20 protein-coding genes, 1 tRNA gene and 1 pseudogene are annotated in these 18,616 nt (G+C 54.1%); 5 read left to right on the top strand and 17 right to left on the bottom strand.

Features of this window, described 5'->3' with window-relative positions:
* Nucleotides 1-297: 297 nt before the first annotated feature.
* Complete coding sequence (locus CFU_RS24165) at nucleotides 298-612, bottom strand: hypothetical protein (RefSeq protein ID WP_190275274.1); 315 nt, start codon at nucleotides 610-612, stop codon at nucleotides 298-300.
* Between CFU_RS24165 and rpoD the strand changes: the two genes are divergently transcribed.
* Nucleotides 569-2,806 carry an RNA polymerase sigma factor RpoD gene (rpoD, locus tag CFU_RS05320; protein WP_085959135.1) on the top strand — a complete coding sequence of 746 codons (2,238 nt, stop codon included), beginning with the start codon at nucleotides 569-571 and terminating at the stop codon, nucleotides 2,804-2,806. The genes CFU_RS24165 and rpoD overlap by 44 nt on opposite strands.
* Nucleotides 2,807-2,902: 96 nt before the next feature.
* Nucleotides 2,903-2,981, top strand: a tRNA-Ile gene (locus CFU_RS05315).
* A gap of 25 nt (nucleotides 2,982-3,006) precedes the next feature.
* Here the strand turns inward: CFU_RS05315 and CFU_RS05310 are convergent.
* The 9 genes and pseudogenes from CFU_RS05310 to CFU_RS24365 form a co-directional block, all read right to left on the bottom strand.
* Nucleotides 3,007-4,008 (bottom strand): tyrosine-type recombinase/integrase, encoded by a 1,002-nt coding sequence (locus CFU_RS05310; RefSeq protein WP_014005011.1) that lies wholly within the window; start codon nucleotides 4,006-4,008, stop codon nucleotides 3,007-3,009.
* 53 nt (nucleotides 4,009-4,061) lie between these two features.
* Nucleotides 4,062-4,172, bottom strand: a pseudogene (locus tag CFU_RS25490) (hypothetical protein); the annotation flags it as partial.
* 97 nt (nucleotides 4,173-4,269) lie between these two features.
* Entirely contained in the window at nucleotides 4,270-6,942 is a 2,673-nt protein-coding gene (locus CFU_RS05305) for a toprim domain-containing protein (RefSeq protein WP_014005010.1), read from the bottom strand.
* A 5-nt stretch (nucleotides 6,943-6,947) separates the two neighbouring features.
* Complete coding sequence (locus tag CFU_RS05300) at nucleotides 6,948-7,220, bottom strand: hypothetical protein (RefSeq protein ID WP_041741348.1); 273 nt, start codon at nucleotides 7,218-7,220, stop codon at nucleotides 6,948-6,950.
* Between the two features lie 163 nt (nucleotides 7,221-7,383).
* Entirely contained in the window at nucleotides 7,384-7,551 is a 168-nt protein-coding gene (locus CFU_RS24795) for a hypothetical protein (protein ID WP_190275224.1), read from the bottom strand.
* 4 nt (nucleotides 7,552-7,555) lie between these two features.
* Nucleotides 7,556-7,750: a hypothetical protein gene (locus tag CFU_RS24370; protein ID WP_148264767.1), complete on the bottom strand. Its 195-nt coding sequence runs from the start codon at nucleotides 7,748-7,750 to the stop codon at nucleotides 7,556-7,558.
* Nucleotides 7,751-7,883: 133 nt separating this feature from the next.
* Nucleotides 7,884-8,066, bottom strand: a complete 183-nt coding sequence (locus tag CFU_RS23685; protein WP_238531439.1) for an ogr/Delta-like zinc finger family protein — start codon at nucleotides 8,064-8,066, stop codon at nucleotides 7,884-7,886.
* 153 nt (nucleotides 8,067-8,219) lie between these two features.
* A complete protein-coding gene (locus CFU_RS05295) occupies nucleotides 8,220-8,501 on the bottom strand; it encodes a hypothetical protein (RefSeq protein ID WP_041743025.1) in 282 nt (93 codons plus the stop codon).
* Nucleotides 8,502-8,553: 52 nt separating this feature from the next.
* Nucleotides 8,554-8,781: a hypothetical protein gene (locus tag CFU_RS24365; RefSeq protein ID WP_148264766.1), complete on the bottom strand. Its 228-nt coding sequence runs from the start codon at nucleotides 8,779-8,781 to the stop codon at nucleotides 8,554-8,556.
* 72 nt (nucleotides 8,782-8,853) lie between these two features.
* On the opposite strand from CFU_RS24365, the gene CFU_RS05290 reads away from it, so the two are divergent.
* The 3 genes from CFU_RS05290 (at nucleotide 8,854) to CFU_RS05280 (ending at nucleotide 11,473) form a co-directional block, all read left to right on the top strand.
* The gene (locus CFU_RS05290) at nucleotides 8,854-9,300 is read left to right on the top strand and encodes a helix-turn-helix domain-containing protein (protein ID WP_081466411.1); all 447 of its coding nucleotides are present in this window, start codon (nucleotides 8,854-8,856) and stop codon (nucleotides 9,298-9,300) included.
* A gap of 258 nt (nucleotides 9,301-9,558) precedes the next feature.
* A complete protein-coding gene (locus tag CFU_RS05285) occupies nucleotides 9,559-10,188 on the top strand; it encodes a hypothetical protein (protein WP_148264765.1) in 630 nt (209 codons plus the stop codon).
* A 10-nt stretch (nucleotides 10,189-10,198) separates the two neighbouring features.
* Nucleotides 10,199-11,473, top strand: a complete 1,275-nt coding sequence (locus CFU_RS05280; RefSeq protein WP_014005007.1) for a hypothetical protein — start codon at nucleotides 10,199-10,201, stop codon at nucleotides 11,471-11,473.
* Between the two features lie 57 nt (nucleotides 11,474-11,530).
* Here the strand turns inward: CFU_RS05280 and CFU_RS05275 are convergent, their stop codons facing one another.
* The 7 genes from CFU_RS05275 to CFU_RS05245 all read right to left on the bottom strand — a co-directional run bounded on the left by CFU_RS05275 (nucleotide 11,531) and on the right by CFU_RS05245 (nucleotide 18,611).
* Nucleotides 11,531-12,820, bottom strand: a complete 1,290-nt coding sequence (locus CFU_RS05275; RefSeq protein ID WP_014005006.1) for a phage late control D family protein — start codon at nucleotides 12,818-12,820, stop codon at nucleotides 11,531-11,533.
* Nucleotides 12,820-13,377 (bottom strand): phage tail protein, encoded by a 558-nt coding sequence (locus CFU_RS05270; protein WP_014005005.1) that lies wholly within the window; start codon nucleotides 13,375-13,377, stop codon nucleotides 12,820-12,822. Before CFU_RS05270 ends, CFU_RS05275 begins: the two co-directional genes overlap by 1 nt.
* Before the next feature lie 11 nt (nucleotides 13,378-13,388).
* Nucleotides 13,389-16,322 (bottom strand): phage tail tape measure protein, encoded by a 2,934-nt coding sequence (locus tag CFU_RS05265; RefSeq protein ID WP_014005004.1) that lies wholly within the window; start codon nucleotides 16,320-16,322, stop codon nucleotides 13,389-13,391.
* 10 nt (nucleotides 16,323-16,332) lie between these two features.
* Nucleotides 16,333-16,449 (bottom strand): GpE family phage tail protein, encoded by a 117-nt coding sequence (locus CFU_RS23680; RefSeq protein ID WP_014005003.1) that lies wholly within the window; start codon nucleotides 16,447-16,449, stop codon nucleotides 16,333-16,335.
* 8 nt (nucleotides 16,450-16,457) lie between these two features.
* Nucleotides 16,458-16,799 (bottom strand): phage tail assembly protein, encoded by a 342-nt coding sequence (locus CFU_RS05255; RefSeq protein ID WP_014005002.1) that lies wholly within the window; start codon nucleotides 16,797-16,799, stop codon nucleotides 16,458-16,460.
* A gap of 63 nt (nucleotides 16,800-16,862) precedes the next feature.
* Nucleotides 16,863-17,372, bottom strand: coding sequence for a phage major tail tube protein (locus tag CFU_RS05250; protein WP_014005001.1), 510 nt, complete (start codon nucleotides 17,370-17,372; stop codon nucleotides 16,863-16,865).
* Nucleotides 17,373-17,438: 66 nt separating this feature from the next.
* Nucleotides 17,439-18,611 (bottom strand): phage tail sheath protein, encoded by a 1,173-nt coding sequence (locus CFU_RS05245; protein ID WP_014005000.1) that lies wholly within the window; start codon nucleotides 18,609-18,611, stop codon nucleotides 17,439-17,441.
* Between the last annotated feature and the right edge of the window lie 5 nt (nucleotides 18,612-18,616).

Genomic DNA, 18,616 nt, shown 5'->3' with positions numbered 1-18,616 from the left:
GCAAAACAGGCAAATCGGACGACGTTGCAGAGCCGTCCTCATTGGAGGAAAGGCCCTCCATATGCTATAATTAAAGGCTTTAGATTCAACGCCTTAGGCTCAGCCGAATTAGGCCTTGCGAATTGGGCTTGAATTGATAGTAGCACCAGATTGATTTAGACGGGCAAGAACGTGGTGAGGAAAACAGCAAGGATGCAGTAAAGGTAGCAATAAAAGCAGGCGCTCAAGTGATTCTGTCAGCGATTTAAGCTTATCAACATTCAAACGGACAGAGTACAGGCAGCTGCAGCGCGCAAATCAGTGTAACCAATTGGTATTTGATTCCATGGCGAATGCAATGAAGAGACCAGCAAAATCCCTGACACTTTCCGTAAAAAAGCCGGCTGCGGCCAAGGCCAATGTAAGCACCTCATCCTCAAGTTCGAAGTCCCCCGTTAAAAAGACGGCAGCTTCATCCAAAGCGCCGGCGAAGCCCGTTAGCAAGAAAGTAGTTTCTAAAGCAACTGCAACGACCACGAAAGCATCAAGAACTGTTGCAAAACCAGTATCTGTGAAATCGAAAGCCCCTGTGACAATCAAGAAACCACAACTCAAAGTCGTCAAATCATCCAAAAATGCAGCGCCGGCCCCAGTTAAAGCCGATGTCAGCGTGATGATCGGATCAGGCGTAAGTCAAACCACGGATGCCGCAACACTGGCGGCGATTGATACTTCCGGCTACATCCTGCCGTCGGTCAAGGTGCCCGGACGTCGTGGCCGCAAGCCAAAAGAATTCCAGCCGGAAAACGACGAGGTCGCGGCGCTCAATGCTGTCGAACGCGCCGAACTGAAAGCGGTCGACAAGGCCAAGGCGAAAGATCGCAAAGCCAAGGAAAAGGCATTGCTGAAAGACGCCTTCTCGTCCGATACCGAAGCCAGCGAAGAAGAACTCGAAGCGCGCCGCCAGAAGCTCAAGACCCTGATCAAGATGGGCAAGGAGCGCGGCTTCCTGACTTTCTCCGAAATCAACGATCACCTGCCTGAAAACATTATCGATCCGGAAGCCATCGAAGGCATCATCGGTACTTTCAGCGACATGGGGATCGCCGTCTACGAACAGGCGCCAGACGCGGAAACGCTGCTGCTGTCGGATAACGTCGCCACCGTCGCCAGCGACGACGACGCCGAAGCTGCGGCGGAAGCCGCGCTGTCTACCGTCGATTCGGATTTCGGCCGCACCACCGACCCGGTCCGCATGTACATGCGTGAAATGGGCTCGGTCGAGCTGCTGACGCGCGAAGGCGAAATCGAGATCGCCAAGCGTATCGAAGACGGCTTGAAAGACATGATCCAGGCGATTTCCGCCTGCCCGACCACCATCGCAGAAATCCTGCTGGCGGCGGACAAGATCGGCAAGGACGAAATCAAGATCGATGAAATCGTCGATGGCCTGGTTGACCCTAACCAGACTGACGAAGCGGCCACCGCCAGCGCAGCAGCTACTGCCGCCGACGAAGACAGCGACGACGAGGAAGAAGAGGAAGAAGAAGACGCGGAAGAAGACGACGCCAGCTCGACTTCGGGCGCGGCCGGCTTCTCGGCGGAACAGCTGGAACAGCTGAAGCGCGATGCGCTCGGCAAGTTCGAGACCATTTCGACCCAGTTCGACAAGATGCGCAAGGCTTTCGAAAAAGAAGGCTACAACTCCAAGCCTTACGTCAAGGCGCAAGAGATCATCTCCAACGAATTGCTGGGAATCCGCTTTACCGCCAAGGTCGTCGAAAAATTGTGCGACACCCTGCGCGGCCAGGTCGATGAAGTGCGCCAGATCGAACGCCAGATCCTCGATGTCGCGGTCAACAAGTGCGGCATGCCGCGCCCGCATTTCATCAAGGTATTCCCAGGCAACGAAACCAATCTCGACTGGGTCGACGGCGAAGTCAGCGGCAACCATGCCTATAGCACCGTACTGAGCCGTAACGTGCCTGCCGTGAAAGAACTGCAGCAACGCCTGATCGACTTGCAGGCGCGCGTCGTGCTGCCGCTGCCGGATCTGCGCGGCATCAACAAGAAGATGGGCGCGGGCGAGAAAAAAGCCCGCATGGCCAAGCGTGAAATGACCGAAGCCAACTTGCGGCTGGTGATCTCGATCGCGAAAAAATACACCAACCGCGGTTTGCAGTTCCTGGACCTGATCCAGGAAGGCAATATCGGTCTGATGAAAGCGGTCGACAAGTTCGAATACCGTCGCGGCTATAAATTCTCGACCTATGCGACATGGTGGATCCGCCAGGCCATTACTCGTTCGATCGCCGACCAGGCGCGCACCATCCGTATCCCGGTGCACATGATCGAAACGATCAACAAGATGAACCGCATCTCGCGCCAGATCTTGCAAGAGACAGGCGCAGAGCCGGATCCGGCGACGCTGGCGATCAAGATGGAAATGCCGGAAGACAAGATCCGCAAGATCATGAAGATCGCCAAAGAGCCGATTTCGATGGAAACGCCGATAGGCGACGACGACGATTCGCACCTGGGCGATTTCATCGAGGACAACAACACCCTGGCCCCGGCCGACGCTGCCTTGCATGCATCGATGCGCGGCGTGGTGAAGGACATCCTCGATTCGCTGACCCCGCGCGAAGCGAAGGTATTGCGGATGCGTTTCGGCATCGAGATGTCGACCGACCATACCCTGGAAGAAGTCGGCAAGCAGTTTGACGTCACGCGTGAGCGGATCCGTCAAATAGAAGCCAAAGCGCTGCGCAAGCTGCGCCACCCTTCCCGCTCCGACAAGCTGAAGAGCTTCCTCGAAGGTAATTAAGATTATTCGTGGATCATTCGGTGTTTTTTGAATGATTCACGATAATTCGCTTACCTTTCGTCCAGGTATTTTTCTATAATACGGGATCGATTAATTGGGCCCCTAGCTCATGCTTGGTTAGAGCAGCGGACTCATAATCCGTTGGTGCCCAGTTCGACTCTGGGGGGGCCCACCAAGACTGATGCGGGTTGCGTGAGATTTCATGCAACCCGCATTTTCTTTTGGTGGGGATTTTTTTGACCAATTCTGTCAATTGCCGACCTTAAAGACTCCGTTGCCAGGTGCGCGTAACGCTGAGTACTGGCGGACGATTTGTGCCCAAGAACCGCGCCAACCGTATATAGATCGACGCCCTCGTTAATCATTGCACTTGCCGCACTGTGTCGCAGATCGTGAAAATGCAGCCAAGCCATACCAAGCTCGTTCCTCGCATCGCGAAAATGCTTTGAAATACGACTCTGGTCCGGAAGCATGATGTTTGCACACCCGCGTAACTTGCGATGCATCGGAACAATCCTAGGCTCACCGTTCTTCGTGTCGGCCAACACAAAGGCAGACTCCGTTCGTTCGGCAATGATGATTTCGTTCATACGCATGCCACTATAAAAGGCGATCCGGATCGCGGCGCGCGTTGCTCGATGCTTACAGACTCGGCAGAGTTGGAGCATCACCTTTCTATCAATAAAAAATCTGCGTTCGTTTCGAACCACTGGAGAGATAACGCGTTCGGCTGGATCATGTTCGCCCATGTTGTGATATTTCCAGGCATACCGGCAGGCGGATGTCAGATACCGAACCCGATTACGCAACGTGGCCGGTGCCAAGGGTTTGTCGTTGGTCTCGTCTGCCCTGCCCGCCTTCGCAATGTAAAACTTGCAGGCCTCCGCAAGCGCAGTAATCGGACGCCCCTGATATGCGAAGAACATCTGCCCCAATTCCCGCTCCACATTGGCACCACTTTTCAAATGTGGCGTTCGTTCCTTTATGTAGACGTCGACGGCTTCCTCGATTGTATGTTCAGCACGTTCGATGCTTGTTGCGAGAGCGTAGAGCTTGGCCGACTCTTGCCGCTCAAAGGCATCCGCCTGGGATTTATTCCAAGTTTTCGGAAGGTGCTTTCTAGTGCGGACACGTTGCCCCGCAAGGCGGCGGTCGAATTCAAAGACGAAACAACCTCGCGCTTTATCTCTATAAATCGGCATGACTCCAGGTATCCATTGATATCGGAACGGTTAAAAATAATCCGGCGGCCCAGCCTATAACAAGGTATTGGCCCCGCCGGTGCAGCTAGATCATATACTTGTCTGATTGATACCCCCAATATTACTGCGACTTGTTGCGCGTTGACCTTGTCATGTTCTGACATGGATTTCCTTTCTGAAAGCCGCATACAAGGACGTGACGCTGCACACCTGCCTTCGGTGTTCATTCTCGGATTTTTTCATATTTATATCCTCCCCCGATTAGTTACCTGGCTTGTCGTTTTGAAATACCCAGCACTTCATGGCGGTACTGCCTATGGCGTTATCTCTGGCGCGGATCTGACTATTAACCACCCGCACATCAACGAACTTGCGGCGGCGGCTGGTGCGCAATACTTTCTTTAGGTCGCCAATGACCGGGATTTGCTGACGGCGCTCGGCGGCTATCTGGACAAAGTGATTCAGATTGACGGCAATCAATTGCGGGTCGCGGGAATGGTTCAGGCGGTGCATGTCGTTGCTATCCAGGTAGTCGAATGCCTCCCAAAACTCCTGCACCAGGGTATGGTCGTCATTAATGACCTGTTGACGCTCTCCGGCCATGGTGATGATTTGCTCACGCATCGCCCCTTGCTGTTCTGGCGTCAGTTTGATGACCAGCCCCAGGGCGTCGGTCAGCGCCAGCATCTGTGCGTGTGTTTCGACCAAGCGCGGCATCTTGACCTCTGGACGCATGCGTAGCTCTTTTAAATAGACCGCCGTGCGCTCGGCCACGGTTTCCATGATTTTCTTTTCGCGCTTGGTGGCGGCCAGGATGAATCCGGATACCTTTTCTGCCGGCATGAACTTCAAGGCGTCGGCCGCTTCGCCGGATTCCGGCGTCTGTGTTGTCAAATCGAAATACAAGTGGACGATCCGCGACAAGATCGCCTCGGATGCGTTGACCGGGTTATTCTGCGAAATCACGATGGCACCACGAAACGGCGGCTCGTAGGTCTCATTACCGCCGGTATTCATGCCGCGCGCCCGGGTTGATCGTCCGTTGTAAGCGGTCTTGAGCTCGTCCCAATCGAACGATTTAACATGGCTCTTTTCGCCGTCCATACGCTCCCGGTCGGACTCAATTAGCACCACCGGCAACCCGGATACCTGAGAAAAATTACGGGCGCGGGCCGCCAGGCTGGATTTGCTCGGGTCGAACCCCTCATAGCCGTTGCGGCCGAACAGCTTCCAAAGAAACTCGATCAACGTTGATTTGCCGGCACCCGCCTTGCCAACCACTTCCAGGAATGGGTATGAGCTCTGTGTCGCGCGGATCTGCTCGGCGAACAACGAACCGAACCAAAAGGTGAGCGCGACCATGCCCTTTGCGCCGAATGCCTTCCAGAGCAAATTCACCCATTCTGTCGTATAGCCGTCCGGATCCCGGTTAATGGTCAAGGACACAGAGCGATTCAACGACTTGACCGCGATTCGTCCCAGGTCGTAAAAATCCTCGCCATTGACGTCATACAGTGTGCCGTCCTTAATGGCGACGTTGTCCAGGACGTAGCAACCGTAATCCTTGCTGTAGCCGATGTAGTCGATGGTTTCGACGCGCTTAATGTGAAATAGGTCGCGCTCCATGATGCGGTCCAGCATCGAGCTGCTGCCACTGAACATCGCACCAGGAGCGATACCTAACAGGCGCTTTTTGAACTCGGCTGAGCTGGATATCTGCGAACTGGTAAACGTGTTCTTGATCGATGCGCCATCATGCGGAAAATCCACCCGGAAGTAATACCAGGCTTCGTCCGTAATCTCGTTTTTCTGGTAGTACAGCGCCACCGGGTTGCAGTTAGCGATCGGACGTATCGTGTGTGCCGCAAATAGCGCCTTCTCGCGCTTGCCGGCCTCGGACAGGATGGTGGTCGAGCCCTCGCTATCAAGATGCTCCATTTCCTTGTTATAGGCAGCCAGATCTAGGTCGAACCAGTAGAGGCGATTCCGGAACTCGAAATCGAACTCCGTCTTCCCCTCTTTGCCGTAGATCAGCAAAGCTTTGTCGCTAGCGCTGCCGGCAACCAACAACGCACCGTGATAGCGGTAATTTTCAATATCCGGCTCCATCAGCTTGTCGCGCTGATGTAGATCATTCCAATCCAGCTTTGCTTTGCCGTTTTGCGGGATCTGCGCAGCGCTGCATTTCCAGCCAGCGGCCCGCGCCCGTTCTATATGCTTTGTCGTAAAGCTGCGGCCGGCGGCGTCGCCATCTAGCGCCCACACCAGACAACAATCCTGATTTCCTCGCGCGTCGCGGAGATCCTGCAACGATTGCAACGGGTAGTTATTGCAGCTCATGATCGACACCGCCGCGATGCCGTGATGCTCAAGGGCGATAGCATCAAAGATGCCCTCTACAATCCAGATCTCCGTCACCGCCTGCAAGCTATGCGACGGATGCGACCAGAATTTACCGTGATAGCTAGATCCAAAGCTAAAGCGCGCCTTTTTCTTGCCGAAGCGATGCGGCTTATCGATCAGCCGCTCCCAGTAGCCGTCAGCGACCGCGAAACGGACGGAGGCGCTACCGATATTCAGTTCCTTGTCGAAATAGCTCTCTTGCCGGTACAAGCCCTGGACGCGCGCCAGTTCGAAGCCCCGGCCATGCTGCATATAGGCATCAGCGGCGGCTTGCGGATTGGTTGTCTCGGGCGTCTGATAGCGCTTGCTCCAGTCGTCAAACAGATCCGGATACAGCTCTTTGACGTGGCCTTCCCAGCCGCAGTTATTCAGGCGACCACAACGCAGCACCCAGGGGTTGTCGGCGTTGATGTACAGCTCTTTTTTCTGGCACTGCGGGCAGGTGCCGCCGCGCAGATAGCCCTTTTTTTCTTGCTTAAAATTGAATTCAGACAAACGGTTAAGAATGTCGGCGTGTAAGGATGGATTCATATTGGTCAGTCAAAGTCACCAGATGCGCGGCGTTTTAAATCGATGGATAGTTGCTGCTCGTCCGGCAGGTCATACGTTCTAGTATGTCTACGAGCCCGCTGTGGCGTTTTCTCGGGCTCCATAGGGAATTGTTTTCGTTCTTGCTTTTTAAGCCAGCAATGCGCCACTACCGCCAGGGTGGTGAGCAGCATTGGCGATGCCTGATCTAGTGGCACGGTGATATGCATCGCTGCATGCACCCGCTGTAAATCGGCCTGGCTGATTTCTGGAATGCTCATGGCTATTTTTCGTAACGTGTTACGGAATTTAAGAAATCGAATTTCTTCCGCTTCCGGTATTCGCGCATTCGCTGGGCAGCCGTCTTAGCATCGGGCTTCCGTGGCCGCCCGGGTCCGGACTTGGTGAATGCATCTACCGTGAATTTGTCCGCGGGATGCTTCATCACCACTCCCCTGCCATGCCGTTAGCCATGTCGAGGAACTTTAGGACTTCCGGCCGCATGCAATACTCAGCCTTGAATAGAGGTTGTTCACGCACGACCAGGTAGTCGGCCAGCCATTCACGCAAAATGAGTGCGGCCAATTCGGCGAAGGTAGGAATAAATGACATCGCGTTAGCCCTTTACCCACCCAAGGCCAACCGCAAACGAAGGTGCAAACAACACAAAGCCGCAAAGCAAACCAGAACCGAATGTCTTGCAGGTTTTCTTGATGGCGGCGTAGCGTCGCAGTTGCCGCATACGGGTAGAGCGCTGGCATGACAAACGGGGGAGCGGGTGAATCATTTGTTTAGCAACAAAGGGCTTCATGTGATTTCCTTATTTTTGAATGTGCGAAACCAGCACGCCTGATAGCAGGCATGACAAAAGACAACGTGGGAGGGAACGGCTTAGACCGTGATTACGGTGGGGCCAGGATGCGTTGGTGGTTCATTGGTGGACCTCAAGCTGTTGTCAGATTCAAGGTCAGCTGATTTATGGCAGACCAATTAATGTGCCGAGACAGTGGGACCCTGATCTCAGGCTTGGCAATAGAAGACACCGACAGCGTCCGTGATATTTCCAAACTGGCGATGAAGGAATAACCACATTCGGGGTTTTTGCATTGATAGGTGATCTCTTTCATCAACGACGAAAGCACACGGCTTTTAACGGCGCGTGGCGGCGTGGAACAAAAGGGACAGCACAGTCCAATATTTCTCATGTCTACAATCTCTCTACCTGAAACACCAATCGGCCCCTGACGCCGGTTTGAAACAAACTACAACTCGCTTGCCAGCTATACCCGGCGTGAGCATTCGCCCTGACCTTGCCGAGCGCACTCGCAATGCATGCCAACCTCGCCCAAAGTCGATACGGCATCAAGATATTTGCAGGTCACCATCACGAATCCAACAGCGGCAACCAGTGAGTCGATTTTGTCAATGACGATGCCCTGGCCACCATTAAGGAAACGGCTGACCTGGGAATCGTCCCACCCCACTTTGTGCTGCACATCCTGCCGACCCGGGCCGGTGAGAGCGCTGCGCAAGGCCTGTTCAATTTGCATTGGTCGCTTCATCATTGCCACCCACTAACAACTGCGTGCTGATGGGTGCAGGTAGAGATAAACTTTATTTTGTGCATAACGGTGTCCTTTTTGTTGACGGGTTATCGGTACGTTTTTGTTCGTACTGCTCCACACCGAGCAAAACAATGCGACGAAGGAATGCGGCACGGGACAGATATTCATGGGAGGCATAGATTTCAACGAGAATCTTTTCATCCGGCTTTAACCGAATGCCTATGGGCTTTTCCAAAATGTATTTAGGAGAGCGTCGAGCTGGGGGCTTCTTTGTCATGATGATATGATTCGTAATCGCTAGGGATGGCGCAATTGTATAACACTATAGTGTTACATGTGAACGGTTTTTATGAACTTTAATAATAATTTTGGAGTGCGCCTGCGTGAAGAGCGCGACCGACTTGGTTTTACACAGCAAGAAATGACCGTACATATCGGCATTAGCCAGAATATGTGGAGCAAATATGAACGCGGGCAAGCCGTGCCAGGTGGCGATGTACTCGCAAAGCTTTTGGCTATCGGTGGAGATGTTCTGTACATCTTGTCCGGTGAGCGCTCGACTTCAACGTTGGCCGCAGACGAAAAAGAGCTAATAGCGGGCTATCGCGGACTGGATATCCGAGGAAAGGCAAATATGCTCGGTATGCTTGAAGTTGTCGGCACACCTATGAAAGCCGCGCCTAACTTGAAATTTGCCGGTAAGGTCGAACAAGTCGTCGCGGGAGATCAAACGATCCATGGCGGGCTGACGATAGGCTCTGGCCCGAAGAAAAAGAAAAAAACATTACCGGAGTGATTGCCAGATGGCGATCAAAGACAGCCATAGCGTTTCAAGGTGATATCGCGCAGGTTGTGATAGGTGATGTGCATCAAAAACCTCAACTCCACAAGCAGCTATCCGTCGCACTAATTGCTATGACGACTATCTGTGGATGGTCGTTGTATCAAATTCCGAATGCGAGCGCGGTATCATCAACGATACCTAACTATTGCTACTTGGACGGCAAACATTACTCAGTTGGCAGCGCGACGAGAATGGTTTCTGGAGAGATTTTTGAGTGCATTCATGCAAGCAGTGAAGCGCCATCGTACTGGCATGAAATTGGATGGAAACGTCTCCACTAAACCACATTCGGAAAAGGGGGTTGATATGCATGCCATTCACACCGATAAAGAACTGCGTGCCGCACTTCACTCGATCTACGTTGCACAATTCAAAGCATTCAAGGCGTGTCAGCACGCATTTACTAAGGCAGACGCGACACGAATGCTTACTGGGTTGATGGGTGCGCGCCCTTGGTCATGGCGCGTCATCGGCATAACGCCGGCTGCGCTACAAGTATTTTCCGACCACGATTTTAAGCGTCCTCCGCGTCAACTACAGAGAGGGCATAAGCAGGATCGCGCTAGCACAGCCTCGGTACTTTATTTCGACTGTACTGAGCCAATGCCCTTGGAAGAATTCTTTGCATTCTTCCTTGAACGCGACGAAACCGTCATTATGACCAATGACGAAAACAAGCACAGGCCTAATTCTACATTTCCCGATTTCATAGCGATTGATTCAAAGGACGAGCTGTTCCCCTGCGGCACTCTGGTGGGGTGGCAACATCGTAAAGCAGAAATCAATTTTCTACGTGCGCTGTATGCCAAACAAATAGCCTCTTCGACAAACACCAAATGAATGAAATTCCATGATTTTGACCGAAATACAGACCGGACAGATCCCAGAAATTTATGAGGAGTTCTCCAACTTCGTTGGTGACAAACATTGGAAAAGCCGAGTAATACAACTCCAACAAGATATAAAAGGAAATGAATTACTCAACGACCACATTAATCGAGAAAACTCTATAGCTTTCCAACTTGAAAGCATTCGAGAATTAGTAGGCGATAATTCTGGTCCATGGAAGATGAACAATCATGCCATCTATCCAGCCGCGAGCTTTGCCGCCCAAGCGATGGGCATCATTAAGGCATCACCAACTAATCTCGCAGAGCAATTCAAGCGTCGAATTCACGGAGCGTTCAGGAATCCTGACGACATGCGTGGCTTGCGTTTGGAGCTCAGCGCGGCTACACACTTCGTGAATCGAGGGCTGTCGATAGCGTGGCCGGAAATGACAAATATAGGCACCTTTGATCTGCTTGTTAACGGCCTCGGTCCGCATGGATTAGAGGTCGAGTGCAAATCTATATCGGAAGATAAAGGAAGAAAGATTCATAAGCGAGAAGCGCTTGATTTCTACCATCTGGTAATGCCTCATCTCGAAAGCGTCAAAAGCAGCCTTTCTATTGGACTTTCGGTTGTACTAACCGTACCAAGAAGACTGCCGACCAAATATAGCGATCGAATGGGGCTGGCTAAAAAAGTTGGTGAGCACATTTTTCTAAAAAAAAGTGCGATTTTTCAAGACGGTTCGAGCATCAAAATTAATGAATTTGACACGAATGTATTGAAGGGTTCCAATTCGGCATCCCTTCCAAAAAATTTAAGAACGATCATAGATGAAATAACCGAGACGACAAATCGTCAAGCCATATTAATCGGGACCGAAGCTGGCGGCGCACTTGCAATAGTTGTTGAAAGCGCGGCCGACGACACGTTCTTAAAAGCAGTATTCGACACATTGAGCGATTCGGCAAAGCGACAATTTTCCAAAAGCAGAGGCGGAATGTTCCTAACTGGATTACAAGGAATAAGTTCTGATCAACTTCGTTCACTTGCAAATCAAGATAACGACAAGTCACAGTATGCGACGGCGTTAAATATTCGCGTCAGTGAATTTTTGAACGGAGCCAATCGTGACCATGTAGTCGGCGTCGGTTTTCTCAGCGAAAATCAATTGCTTCAGGCCGAGCCAGGAGTGGTTAAAACGAACGGATTGGCATACTACTTCCCGAAAAAGGATAGCTCTCTATGGTCTGATGATTTCAGTGGGTTGTTCTCATGGTCAACTGCAGCATAATTTCGTACATGTGACATAGATCAGTTAGAAGAAACAACTATGACGTGTAGTCGCCACCTATACGACTGAACTATCCAACTTATCGTCTGCGTTGTTTTCCTTAATAACGTTGCGACGCTCGGTTATTTTTGCCCACTCACTCTTTGCCGCGTGTTGTGCCGTTTGGCGACTGGCATAAATGCGCGGCAAGGTCTTGGGATTGGCGTTAGCTCCCGCCAGTGACTTCTTGTGTTTGCGCGCCCCGGTTGTTGGCTCCAGTTCCTGGCCCGACTTTTTAGTGACCAGGTCGCGCCACTTGGCAATCACCCCCGTTATTCCCGGATCCCGATCTACTTCATCCTCGCGTTCAATTTCCACTTCCTCTGCGCGCGTTTCCAGTTCGATACGTGACGTAAAGCCGCCGTCACTAATATTGTGTGTAACCTTGGCTGCAAGCCAGTCCATGCTATCGATTTCTGCCTTGAAGCCTGAGACGTTGACTGGCGACTGTGGTATCAAGGCCGGGTTGCCCAGGGCAAGCGACATTTCGAATGTGGCCTGGCCGCGCTGGATCCGCTGCCATTCGGCGACAGCTACGGTGCGCGCATCGAACTCGGTGGTATAGGTTGTTCGTAGGCGCTTGGTGTTACCAGGTATGCCTGCGACCACACTGCGGCGTAAGCCGCCGTGATTCACGTCATGCCAAAACGCGCGCACGCCAGTATAGCTATCCCGCTCGGCGGTGTGGAAGCGATGGCTGTCACCTAGTCGGCGCGTGATCTGTATCGTCGGCAGATCCTTGCCTGACGGGGTCTTGCTGCGGCCGGCCGGCATGAAAATCAACATGTCATTCTTGACCGTGGCGGCCGCATCGTATCTCTTCCCGAGCCGCCGCAGGAATGCCGCGTCGCTTTCGCGGGTCTGGTCCATGTGCTTGACCTGGATGTTACGCAACGCCTCAGATACGCCCGCCTGTAACTGCTGGCGGAAGGCGATCGCCTCGATGATGCCGCCGACCGTAGTATTGCTAAAGCTGTACTCGTTTATCTGCCGGAAAGTATCAATCAGGTTGGCCGTACGCGCACGTAGAGTCAGCAGATCCGGTACGCCGCTATGTTCGACCTCATCAACCGTGAAAATCCCCTTATCGACCAGGCCCGAATCGGTCCAGCCGATTTGAACATTGATCCGCGCGCCACGCCGGGGAATTGCCAGTTTCCCGTCAGCGTCGGTCAAAGTGATATCGAGCTGGTCGCTTTCTTCGCCGCGACATTCACTCAGCGACAAACTGACCAGGCGCGGCGCAAACTTGGCGGTAATATCCTGGTCATCCAGAGTAATTTTAAAAGCCGGTGTCGGGTAGGTCATTAAAATTTCCCTTTGACGACTTTAACGATATTACCTACCGTTAATTGGCTGGTAACAGTATCTTTCAGGCTCTTACCAATGGCATCCAGACTGAGCATGCTCTTGATGCTTCCGATGTCACCTAACTTTCCCATGAGGCCGCCTGCCATGCCCATGAGTCCGCTGGCCATAGTCAGCACGGATTCATCGGTACGTTTCAACGTCACCGCAAAATCGACGCGCCCGGCGTCCCCGTTCTTTGCCAGCACCGTGCGCCCCTCGGTCATACTGGTGATCACAAACGATCCATAGATCCGGCCGGTGCCTTGAATTAGAATCCACGACTTGCCCGTGTCGGCCATCAAGCGCAGCGCATCCAATGAATAGAGACTGCCGGTCAACTCCGGCGCAATCCACCCCGTCAGCGTAATTGTGTCGTCGCCCTTGCCCGTGTACTGGTGGGCATCACGAGTACCGACGCGCGCCGAGCTCGGATGCTTCCATTCGGTCTGACGCTGTAGATCCTGGTACGCCAGTGTGGGCAGGCTAAAGACGAACATTCCCAAGGCCATCATCATTTCAGTATTCCTTATTCGTGATAGTCAGACAGACCGGAGCGGCGGCGTGCCGCCTTTTGCCGGTCGCGTTTATCTAGTTCCTGCGCGACGGCGCGGGCGATGGCCTGGGCATCCATACCGGCGGCCGGCTGGATGATGATCTGGATGGTGTCGCCCTGGACAGCCGCACTGCTGCCGGCGGCACGCGGCGCAATTGGTGGACGCGTATCAAAGGCCATGGCCGGCATTGTCGCCGCACCGATGGCGATGCCAGCGCCAAGCTGCGTTAACCGCTTGGCAAGGCTACCAACCTGCCCAACCGGGCCATCCTCGCTGCGCTGAAGTCCGATAGCCAGCCCCTGCATCGTATAGTCGCCTAGCTCCGCGAAAGCGCGGCTGGGGCTATGGATGCCGAGCTTTTCTTTAAACCAACCAATCGCACTCTCGCCGACGCTGTTCACCGCATTCTTTAGCTTATGCAGGCCGTCCATGAAGCCGGTGCTTAAGCCGTCCATCATGTTGCCGCCGAGCGCCGTAAATCTACCCACCAGGCCAGACATAAACGTAGTGACGCTGTCCCAGTTCCTGACGATGATGCCCAGGAGCGACCAATTCATGAAAAAATCGGCGATACCCTGGCCTGCCCCCACCGCCCTGTCCTTGATCCATTGCCACGCGGTGGCCGCGCCGGCACTAATACTGTCCCAATGCCTGGCGATGACAGCAACAACGGGCCAACTCATCAAGAAATCCATAATGCCCTGGGCCGCGTTGCTGATGCCACCTTTAATCAGCGCCCAGATCGCCACCGTAATCGCTTTGATATCGTTCCAGTGATCCGCGACAAAGCCCACAATCGTCCAGTTCATCAGAAAATCGGTGATCGACTGTACTGCCGCCGACACCATCGTGGTGATGCCGGACCACAACGCAGAAAACCAGGCCTTGATCGGCTCCCAATGTTTGTAGATAAGATAGGCGGCCAGAGCTATAGCAGTGATGATGAGCACGATGGGATTCGTCAACATGAGCCGGCCGGCCAAAAATACAGCCTTGCCGAGCGCCGTAAAGCCAATGGCAATACCGCGCAGGATTGGCATGAGCACGCCGCCGGCAACGCCCATCTTGGCGAACATGACATGCAGGATGGCGTAGGGGCCAATCAAGGCGGCAATGCCCAGCATCAACGGGCCAAGCACCACCAGCAGGCCGGCGATCACGCTAAAGCCGACGATCATCGCCTTGGCCATGGCCGGATTTCTCTCCATGAACTCGCTCAAGCCCTTTAGCGCCTTGGTCGCCACAATCAGGGCGTCCGTGTACAGCGGGAGGATCTTTTCACCCATGACCAGTTTTAGATCGGATAGCTTGGCTCCGGCTTCCATTTCCCGGCCGCCGGCAGTGTTGCGCGCCTTGGCTTCCAGGCTATCGACATTATCGGCACCCGTATTGAGTTTGATGTTCTTATGGATCTGATCGCGTTGCTTGTACATCTGCGCATAGTAGTTAGCCGCGGTGCGATTGGAAAATAGTGTCCCCAACGAATCGATGACTTCTTTTTCCTTGGTGATCCCCTTTTTCGCCAGCGCCGGCAACAGTGTCTTTTCCAGCCATTCCAATGGGTTCGACGTGAATTGGTCGCCACTCTTGAGCGCGCCAGGCATAAAGCCTTTTAGGTCGCCGATTTTGTTGTACATCACTTTAGATGGATCAAGCAGCCCGAGGCTTTCGGCGAACTTTCCTGCGCGCGCTGTGGTCTTGCCCTGGTACAGATTCTGGTAGGCGCTTTGCAAGCCGACGCCGGCAGTTGCCCCGCCCATCTCTTGTATCAAAGGCTCCTGCTGATAATAGAACGCCTTATCGTCCAGCACCTTCGCAGCGACGCCGCCACGCTGGATGAATTGCTTCCAATGTTCCGGTGCAACGCGGCCGCCCGTTGCGGTAATGACTTGCTGCACGTAGTTCGCTTCACTGCGCATGCTGGCTTCATTGCTGGCCCCACCACGCATTTCCACGACCTTCAATAGATCCATGAACATACGATCGTTCTCGGCACCGCCTTCCTGGCCAAACATGGCGCGATTGGCAAATTTCATTTTTGCCAGGATCGGGGCAGACATTTCCGCATGGTGTACATCGGCAAAGATCGTCATGCCGTCACGCATGAGCTCCAAATTCTCGTTTTGGCTGGTGCCGAAGGTCTTCATGTCGCGGGCAAACTGAATCGCCTCGCCGGATGCCTTGTCACCGAGCCCCAGGGCGCGCACTCGCGCGGTCTCGGTTTGATAGTGCTTGGCTTCCTGGACGCCCTTGACGATAGGCGCACCAATGACGCCGCCGGCCACCGTGGCACCGATGCCAGCAGTCGCCAAATGTCCGGCAACATTGCGTGCTTTGCCGGCGTGGTCCTGTGCTTTGGTGACGCGCTGCTGATATGCCTGCTGTTGCGCACCGAGTCCGGCCAGACGCTTTTGCTGGCTCGACAATTCGACGTTGGTTAGCGCAATGGTGCCTTTCAGCCAGGCTTGCGCCTCACCGAGTCGTTTCGTGCTGATACCGCTCTCCAGGAGCGACGCCCGCATTTCTCGGTTTCGTTCCAGATTCGCGCGATAGGTATCACTGAGCTTTTTCACTACGGCGTCGGCTTTGCGCTGTTCCACCCCTAGTTTTTTGATGGCGTCGGCCGCAGGCGTTGCCTGCGCGCACAGGGACGCCAATTGGCTACCTATCGCCTTAGCGTTCTGCTGCGCGTTACGTAACTCCAGGCCTGTCGCTTTTAAGCCGCTTTTCAGATCCTGGAACTGGCCGACCTTCTTTTGTTGCGCGTGCAGCTCCTGGAGCCGGGCATCGGTCGCCTTGATGGCTTTGCCCAACACCGTCGATTCATTGACAATTTTCTTCATGGGCGCGGTGAGCTTGTCCAATGCCGCAAACACCACCTGTAACCGTAATTCTTTGTCGCTCATTGTTTCACTCTCACTCTGCCGCGCCGCTTCGTACCCTAGCGCGTTCGCGCCAGGCCATCAGATCCGTGATTTCCAGGTCATCCATTGCCTGCGGCGGCCAGTGGAACACCGCGGCAATGTCTGCCATGGGATTTTCTACACAGTCGGGGAGACCTCCTGACGATCCGCTTTCTTCACCAAAAAATAGGCGACCTCGGCACCGATGGACACCAGGTCGGCCGGATCCAGATTGGCGACATCCTGGGTGGTCAGAATCGGGCTCGTGATACGCGGCAAAACGCGCTGCAGGGCGGACACGTCCATTTGCCCCAGCTCAATCAGTGATACGCCACGCAACTCACCCGACTTTGGTTTGCGGATCTGCACTTCGGTGATCTGGGACGCGCCTCGGGTCAGCGGCTCATCCAGAACCACGGTTTTGTAGGTGCCGGCACCAATGATGGCTACGGAGTTGGTGGTGTCTGTGTTTTTGTTCATGCTGGTATTCCTTTAATTTAGGGGTAAATGCGGTAATGCGAAAGCGGTGATACTGGATCCGGTTTAAAGGCCGATGGCTTTGCGGATGTCGGCATTGCGATCAACCCCGCCTACCTTCTCGATGCCGCCCATGAAATCCAGCTCGATCAATACGACGCCATCAACGGACAGCTTGTAGTAGCTACAAGTGGTGTTGTACTTGTGGTTGGTGTCTGTGGCCTGCTTGGCGCTGCCCATATCGATTTCTTGATGCCGGCCGCGCACGACGACTTCCACCGCCGAGGTGATACCGTCGTCATCGTTCTGGTAAGCGCCGGCAAAGCGCAATTGCACGGCGTTGTGGCTCGTGGCACCGTACTGCTTGAGCGCATCTTCCAGCAAGCCGCCGGCAGTCCATTCCAGATTGATCGCCTCGCTGCCAAAATCGACCTTAACCGGGCCGGTCATGCCGGCGGCGCGGTATTCTTCCATCTTGCGGGTCAGCTTGGGTAAGGTCAGTTCCGGCACCATACCCATGTAGGAAGCGCCATCGTTGAACAAATTGAAGTCTTTAAGTTTGCGGGGTAAGCCCATGATGTTCTCCGTACTGGTGATAAATGGTCCCTACCGAGGCAGGGACCGCAGTGATAACTCGTTGAATCAGGCGTTTATGCGGCTGGCGAAATCGGCCAGGTAGCGGTCGGTGATCCGTTGCTGGAATACGAGGTTTTCCAGCGGCGGGACCGGCGTGTAGTCGTAATCGATTGCCAGCTTGCCGGCCTTCAATGTCTCCTTGCTGTTGAACGCCTCGTCATACCAGGCGCTGCCGTCGATGATGTAACCCTGGGCCTTCAATTCACGGAACTTGGAATTGATGCTTTCTAGCAGATCCTTGACCAGGGACGGGTGCAACGGCTTATCAACAAAGGTAAAGTGCGCCTCGGCGATGGTGTCGGCCAGCACCTGGGCGGTGCGCGTGTAATTCTCGAAAAAGAAAAATTCCGGCACTTCGCAAGTACGGGATCCCCAGAAGCGGAAGCCGCCGTTGTTAATCAAGGTCGTTACTTCCTTGCCGTTCAGATAGCCGGCGTCGGTGGCCGGATCCTGCAGATCCCAGAACACGTCGCTCGAGATACCCGTCGGGCCGTTCACTGGCATGTTCGAAAGCGTTTTGTGCCAGCCGATTTCCTCGTCGATCTTGGCGCGCAGCCCCAGCGCATACGCGACCGCCGGCATGCTGGCCTCGGCATTGGTGGCGACGTCCCAACTAACGAAATCCGGCCAGATCAGCATCAGCTCGCGCTGTCCGAAATCCTTGCGATACAGGACGGCGTCTTCTTTGGTCAGGCAACCGTGCGCCGAAGCATAGACAAAGCCGCGAAGCTGCTGTGCGACGCTCACCATGGCGTTCGTCACCGCCTTGGTGTCCAACCCTGGCGCGCCCAGTATGCGGGGCTTGATGCCAAGCTTGCTCTGGGCGGCCAGCAAGGCTTTGATGCCGGTATATTTGCCGCTGGCGGTGGTTGTGCCAATAACGTTGGAGGTGGTTTCCGCTTCGTCCGCACCTTCGGCCACGCGCACTACAATCGTAAATGGCTTGGTTTGCGCCCCGATGGCTTCCAGCGTCCGGCGCAACGTACCCTTCGTCCCCGCCTTACCCAAGGCGGCGATCACGTTGGTCAGCAATACCGGCGTGTCCAGTGGGAAGATGGCCGGGTCAGCATCCGAGGCGGTGGCGACCAGACCGATGACGGCGGTGCTGACGGTACGGATTGGGCGTGTTCCCTCGTTAATTTCGATGACGCGCACGCCATGGTGGTAATCAGTTGCCATTTGGC

The sequence above is a fragment of the Collimonas fungivorans Ter331 genome, assembly GCF_000221045.1.
GTDB lineage: Bacteria > Pseudomonadota > Gammaproteobacteria > Burkholderiales > Burkholderiaceae_D > Collimonas > Collimonas fungivorans_A.
Note: the sequence above shows the minus strand (reverse complement) of the source record. Positions and strands in the feature narration are given on the sequence as shown.

What these genes read in the sequence shown, in the direction of transcription:
- CFU_RS05300 (WP_041741348.1), bottom strand. Translation starts at nt 7,220, where the DNA reads ATGAGCATTCCAGAAATCAGCCAGGCCGATTTACAGCGGGTGCATGCA.
- CFU_RS05295 (WP_041743025.1), bottom strand. Translation starts at nt 8,501, where the DNA reads ATGAAGCGACCAATGCAAATTGAACAGGCCTTGCGCAGCGCTCTCACC.
- CFU_RS05305 (WP_014005010.1), bottom strand. Translation starts at nt 6,942, where the DNA reads ATGAATCCATCCTTACACGCCGACATTCTTAACCGTTTGTCTGAATTC.
- CFU_RS05255 (WP_014005002.1), bottom strand. Translation starts at nt 16,799, where the DNA reads ATGAACAAAAACACAGACACCACCAACTCCGTAGCCATCATTGGTGCC.
- CFU_RS05250 (WP_014005001.1), bottom strand. Translation starts at nt 17,372, where the DNA reads ATGGGCTTACCCCGCAAACTTAAAGACTTCAATTTGTTCAACGATGGC.
- CFU_RS05280 (WP_014005007.1), top strand. Translation starts at nt 10,199, where the DNA reads ATGATTTTGACCGAAATACAGACCGGACAGATCCCAGAAATTTATGAG.
- CFU_RS05265 (WP_014005004.1), bottom strand. Translation starts at nt 16,322, where the DNA reads ATGAGCGACAAAGAATTACGGTTACAGGTGGTGTTTGCGGCATTGGAC.
- CFU_RS24795 (WP_190275224.1), bottom strand. Translation starts at nt 7,551, where the DNA reads ATGTCATTTATTCCTACCTTCGCCGAATTGGCCGCACTCATTTTGCGT.
- CFU_RS23680 (WP_014005003.1), bottom strand. Translation starts at nt 16,449, where the DNA reads ATGGCAGACATTGCCGCGGTGTTCCACTGGCCGCCGCAGGCAATGGAT.
- CFU_RS24370 (WP_148264767.1), bottom strand. Translation starts at nt 7,750, where the DNA reads ATGAAGCCCTTTGTTGCTAAACAAATGATTCACCCGCTCCCCCGTTTG.
- CFU_RS05245 (WP_014005000.1), bottom strand. Translation starts at nt 18,611, where the DNA reads ATGGCAACTGATTACCACCATGGCGTGCGCGTCATCGAAATTAACGAG.
- CFU_RS23685 (WP_238531439.1), bottom strand. Translation starts at nt 8,066, where the DNA reads ATGAAAGAGATCACCTATCAATGCAAAAACCCCGAATGTGGTTATTCC.
- CFU_RS05270 (WP_014005005.1), bottom strand. Translation starts at nt 13,377, where the DNA reads ATGATGATGGCCTTGGGAATGTTCGTCTTTAGCCTGCCCACACTGGCG.
- CFU_RS05290 (WP_081466411.1), top strand. Translation starts at nt 8,854, where the DNA reads ATGAACTTTAATAATAATTTTGGAGTGCGCCTGCGTGAAGAGCGCGAC.
- CFU_RS05310 (WP_014005011.1), bottom strand. Translation starts at nt 4,008, where the DNA reads ATGCCGATTTATAGAGATAAAGCGCGAGGTTGTTTCGTCTTTGAATTC.
- CFU_RS05275 (WP_014005006.1), bottom strand. Translation starts at nt 12,820, where the DNA reads ATGACCTACCCGACACCGGCTTTTAAAATTACTCTGGATGACCAGGAT.
- CFU_RS24365 (WP_148264766.1), bottom strand. Translation starts at nt 8,781, where the DNA reads ATGACAAAGAAGCCCCCAGCTCGACGCTCTCCTAAATACATTTTGGAA.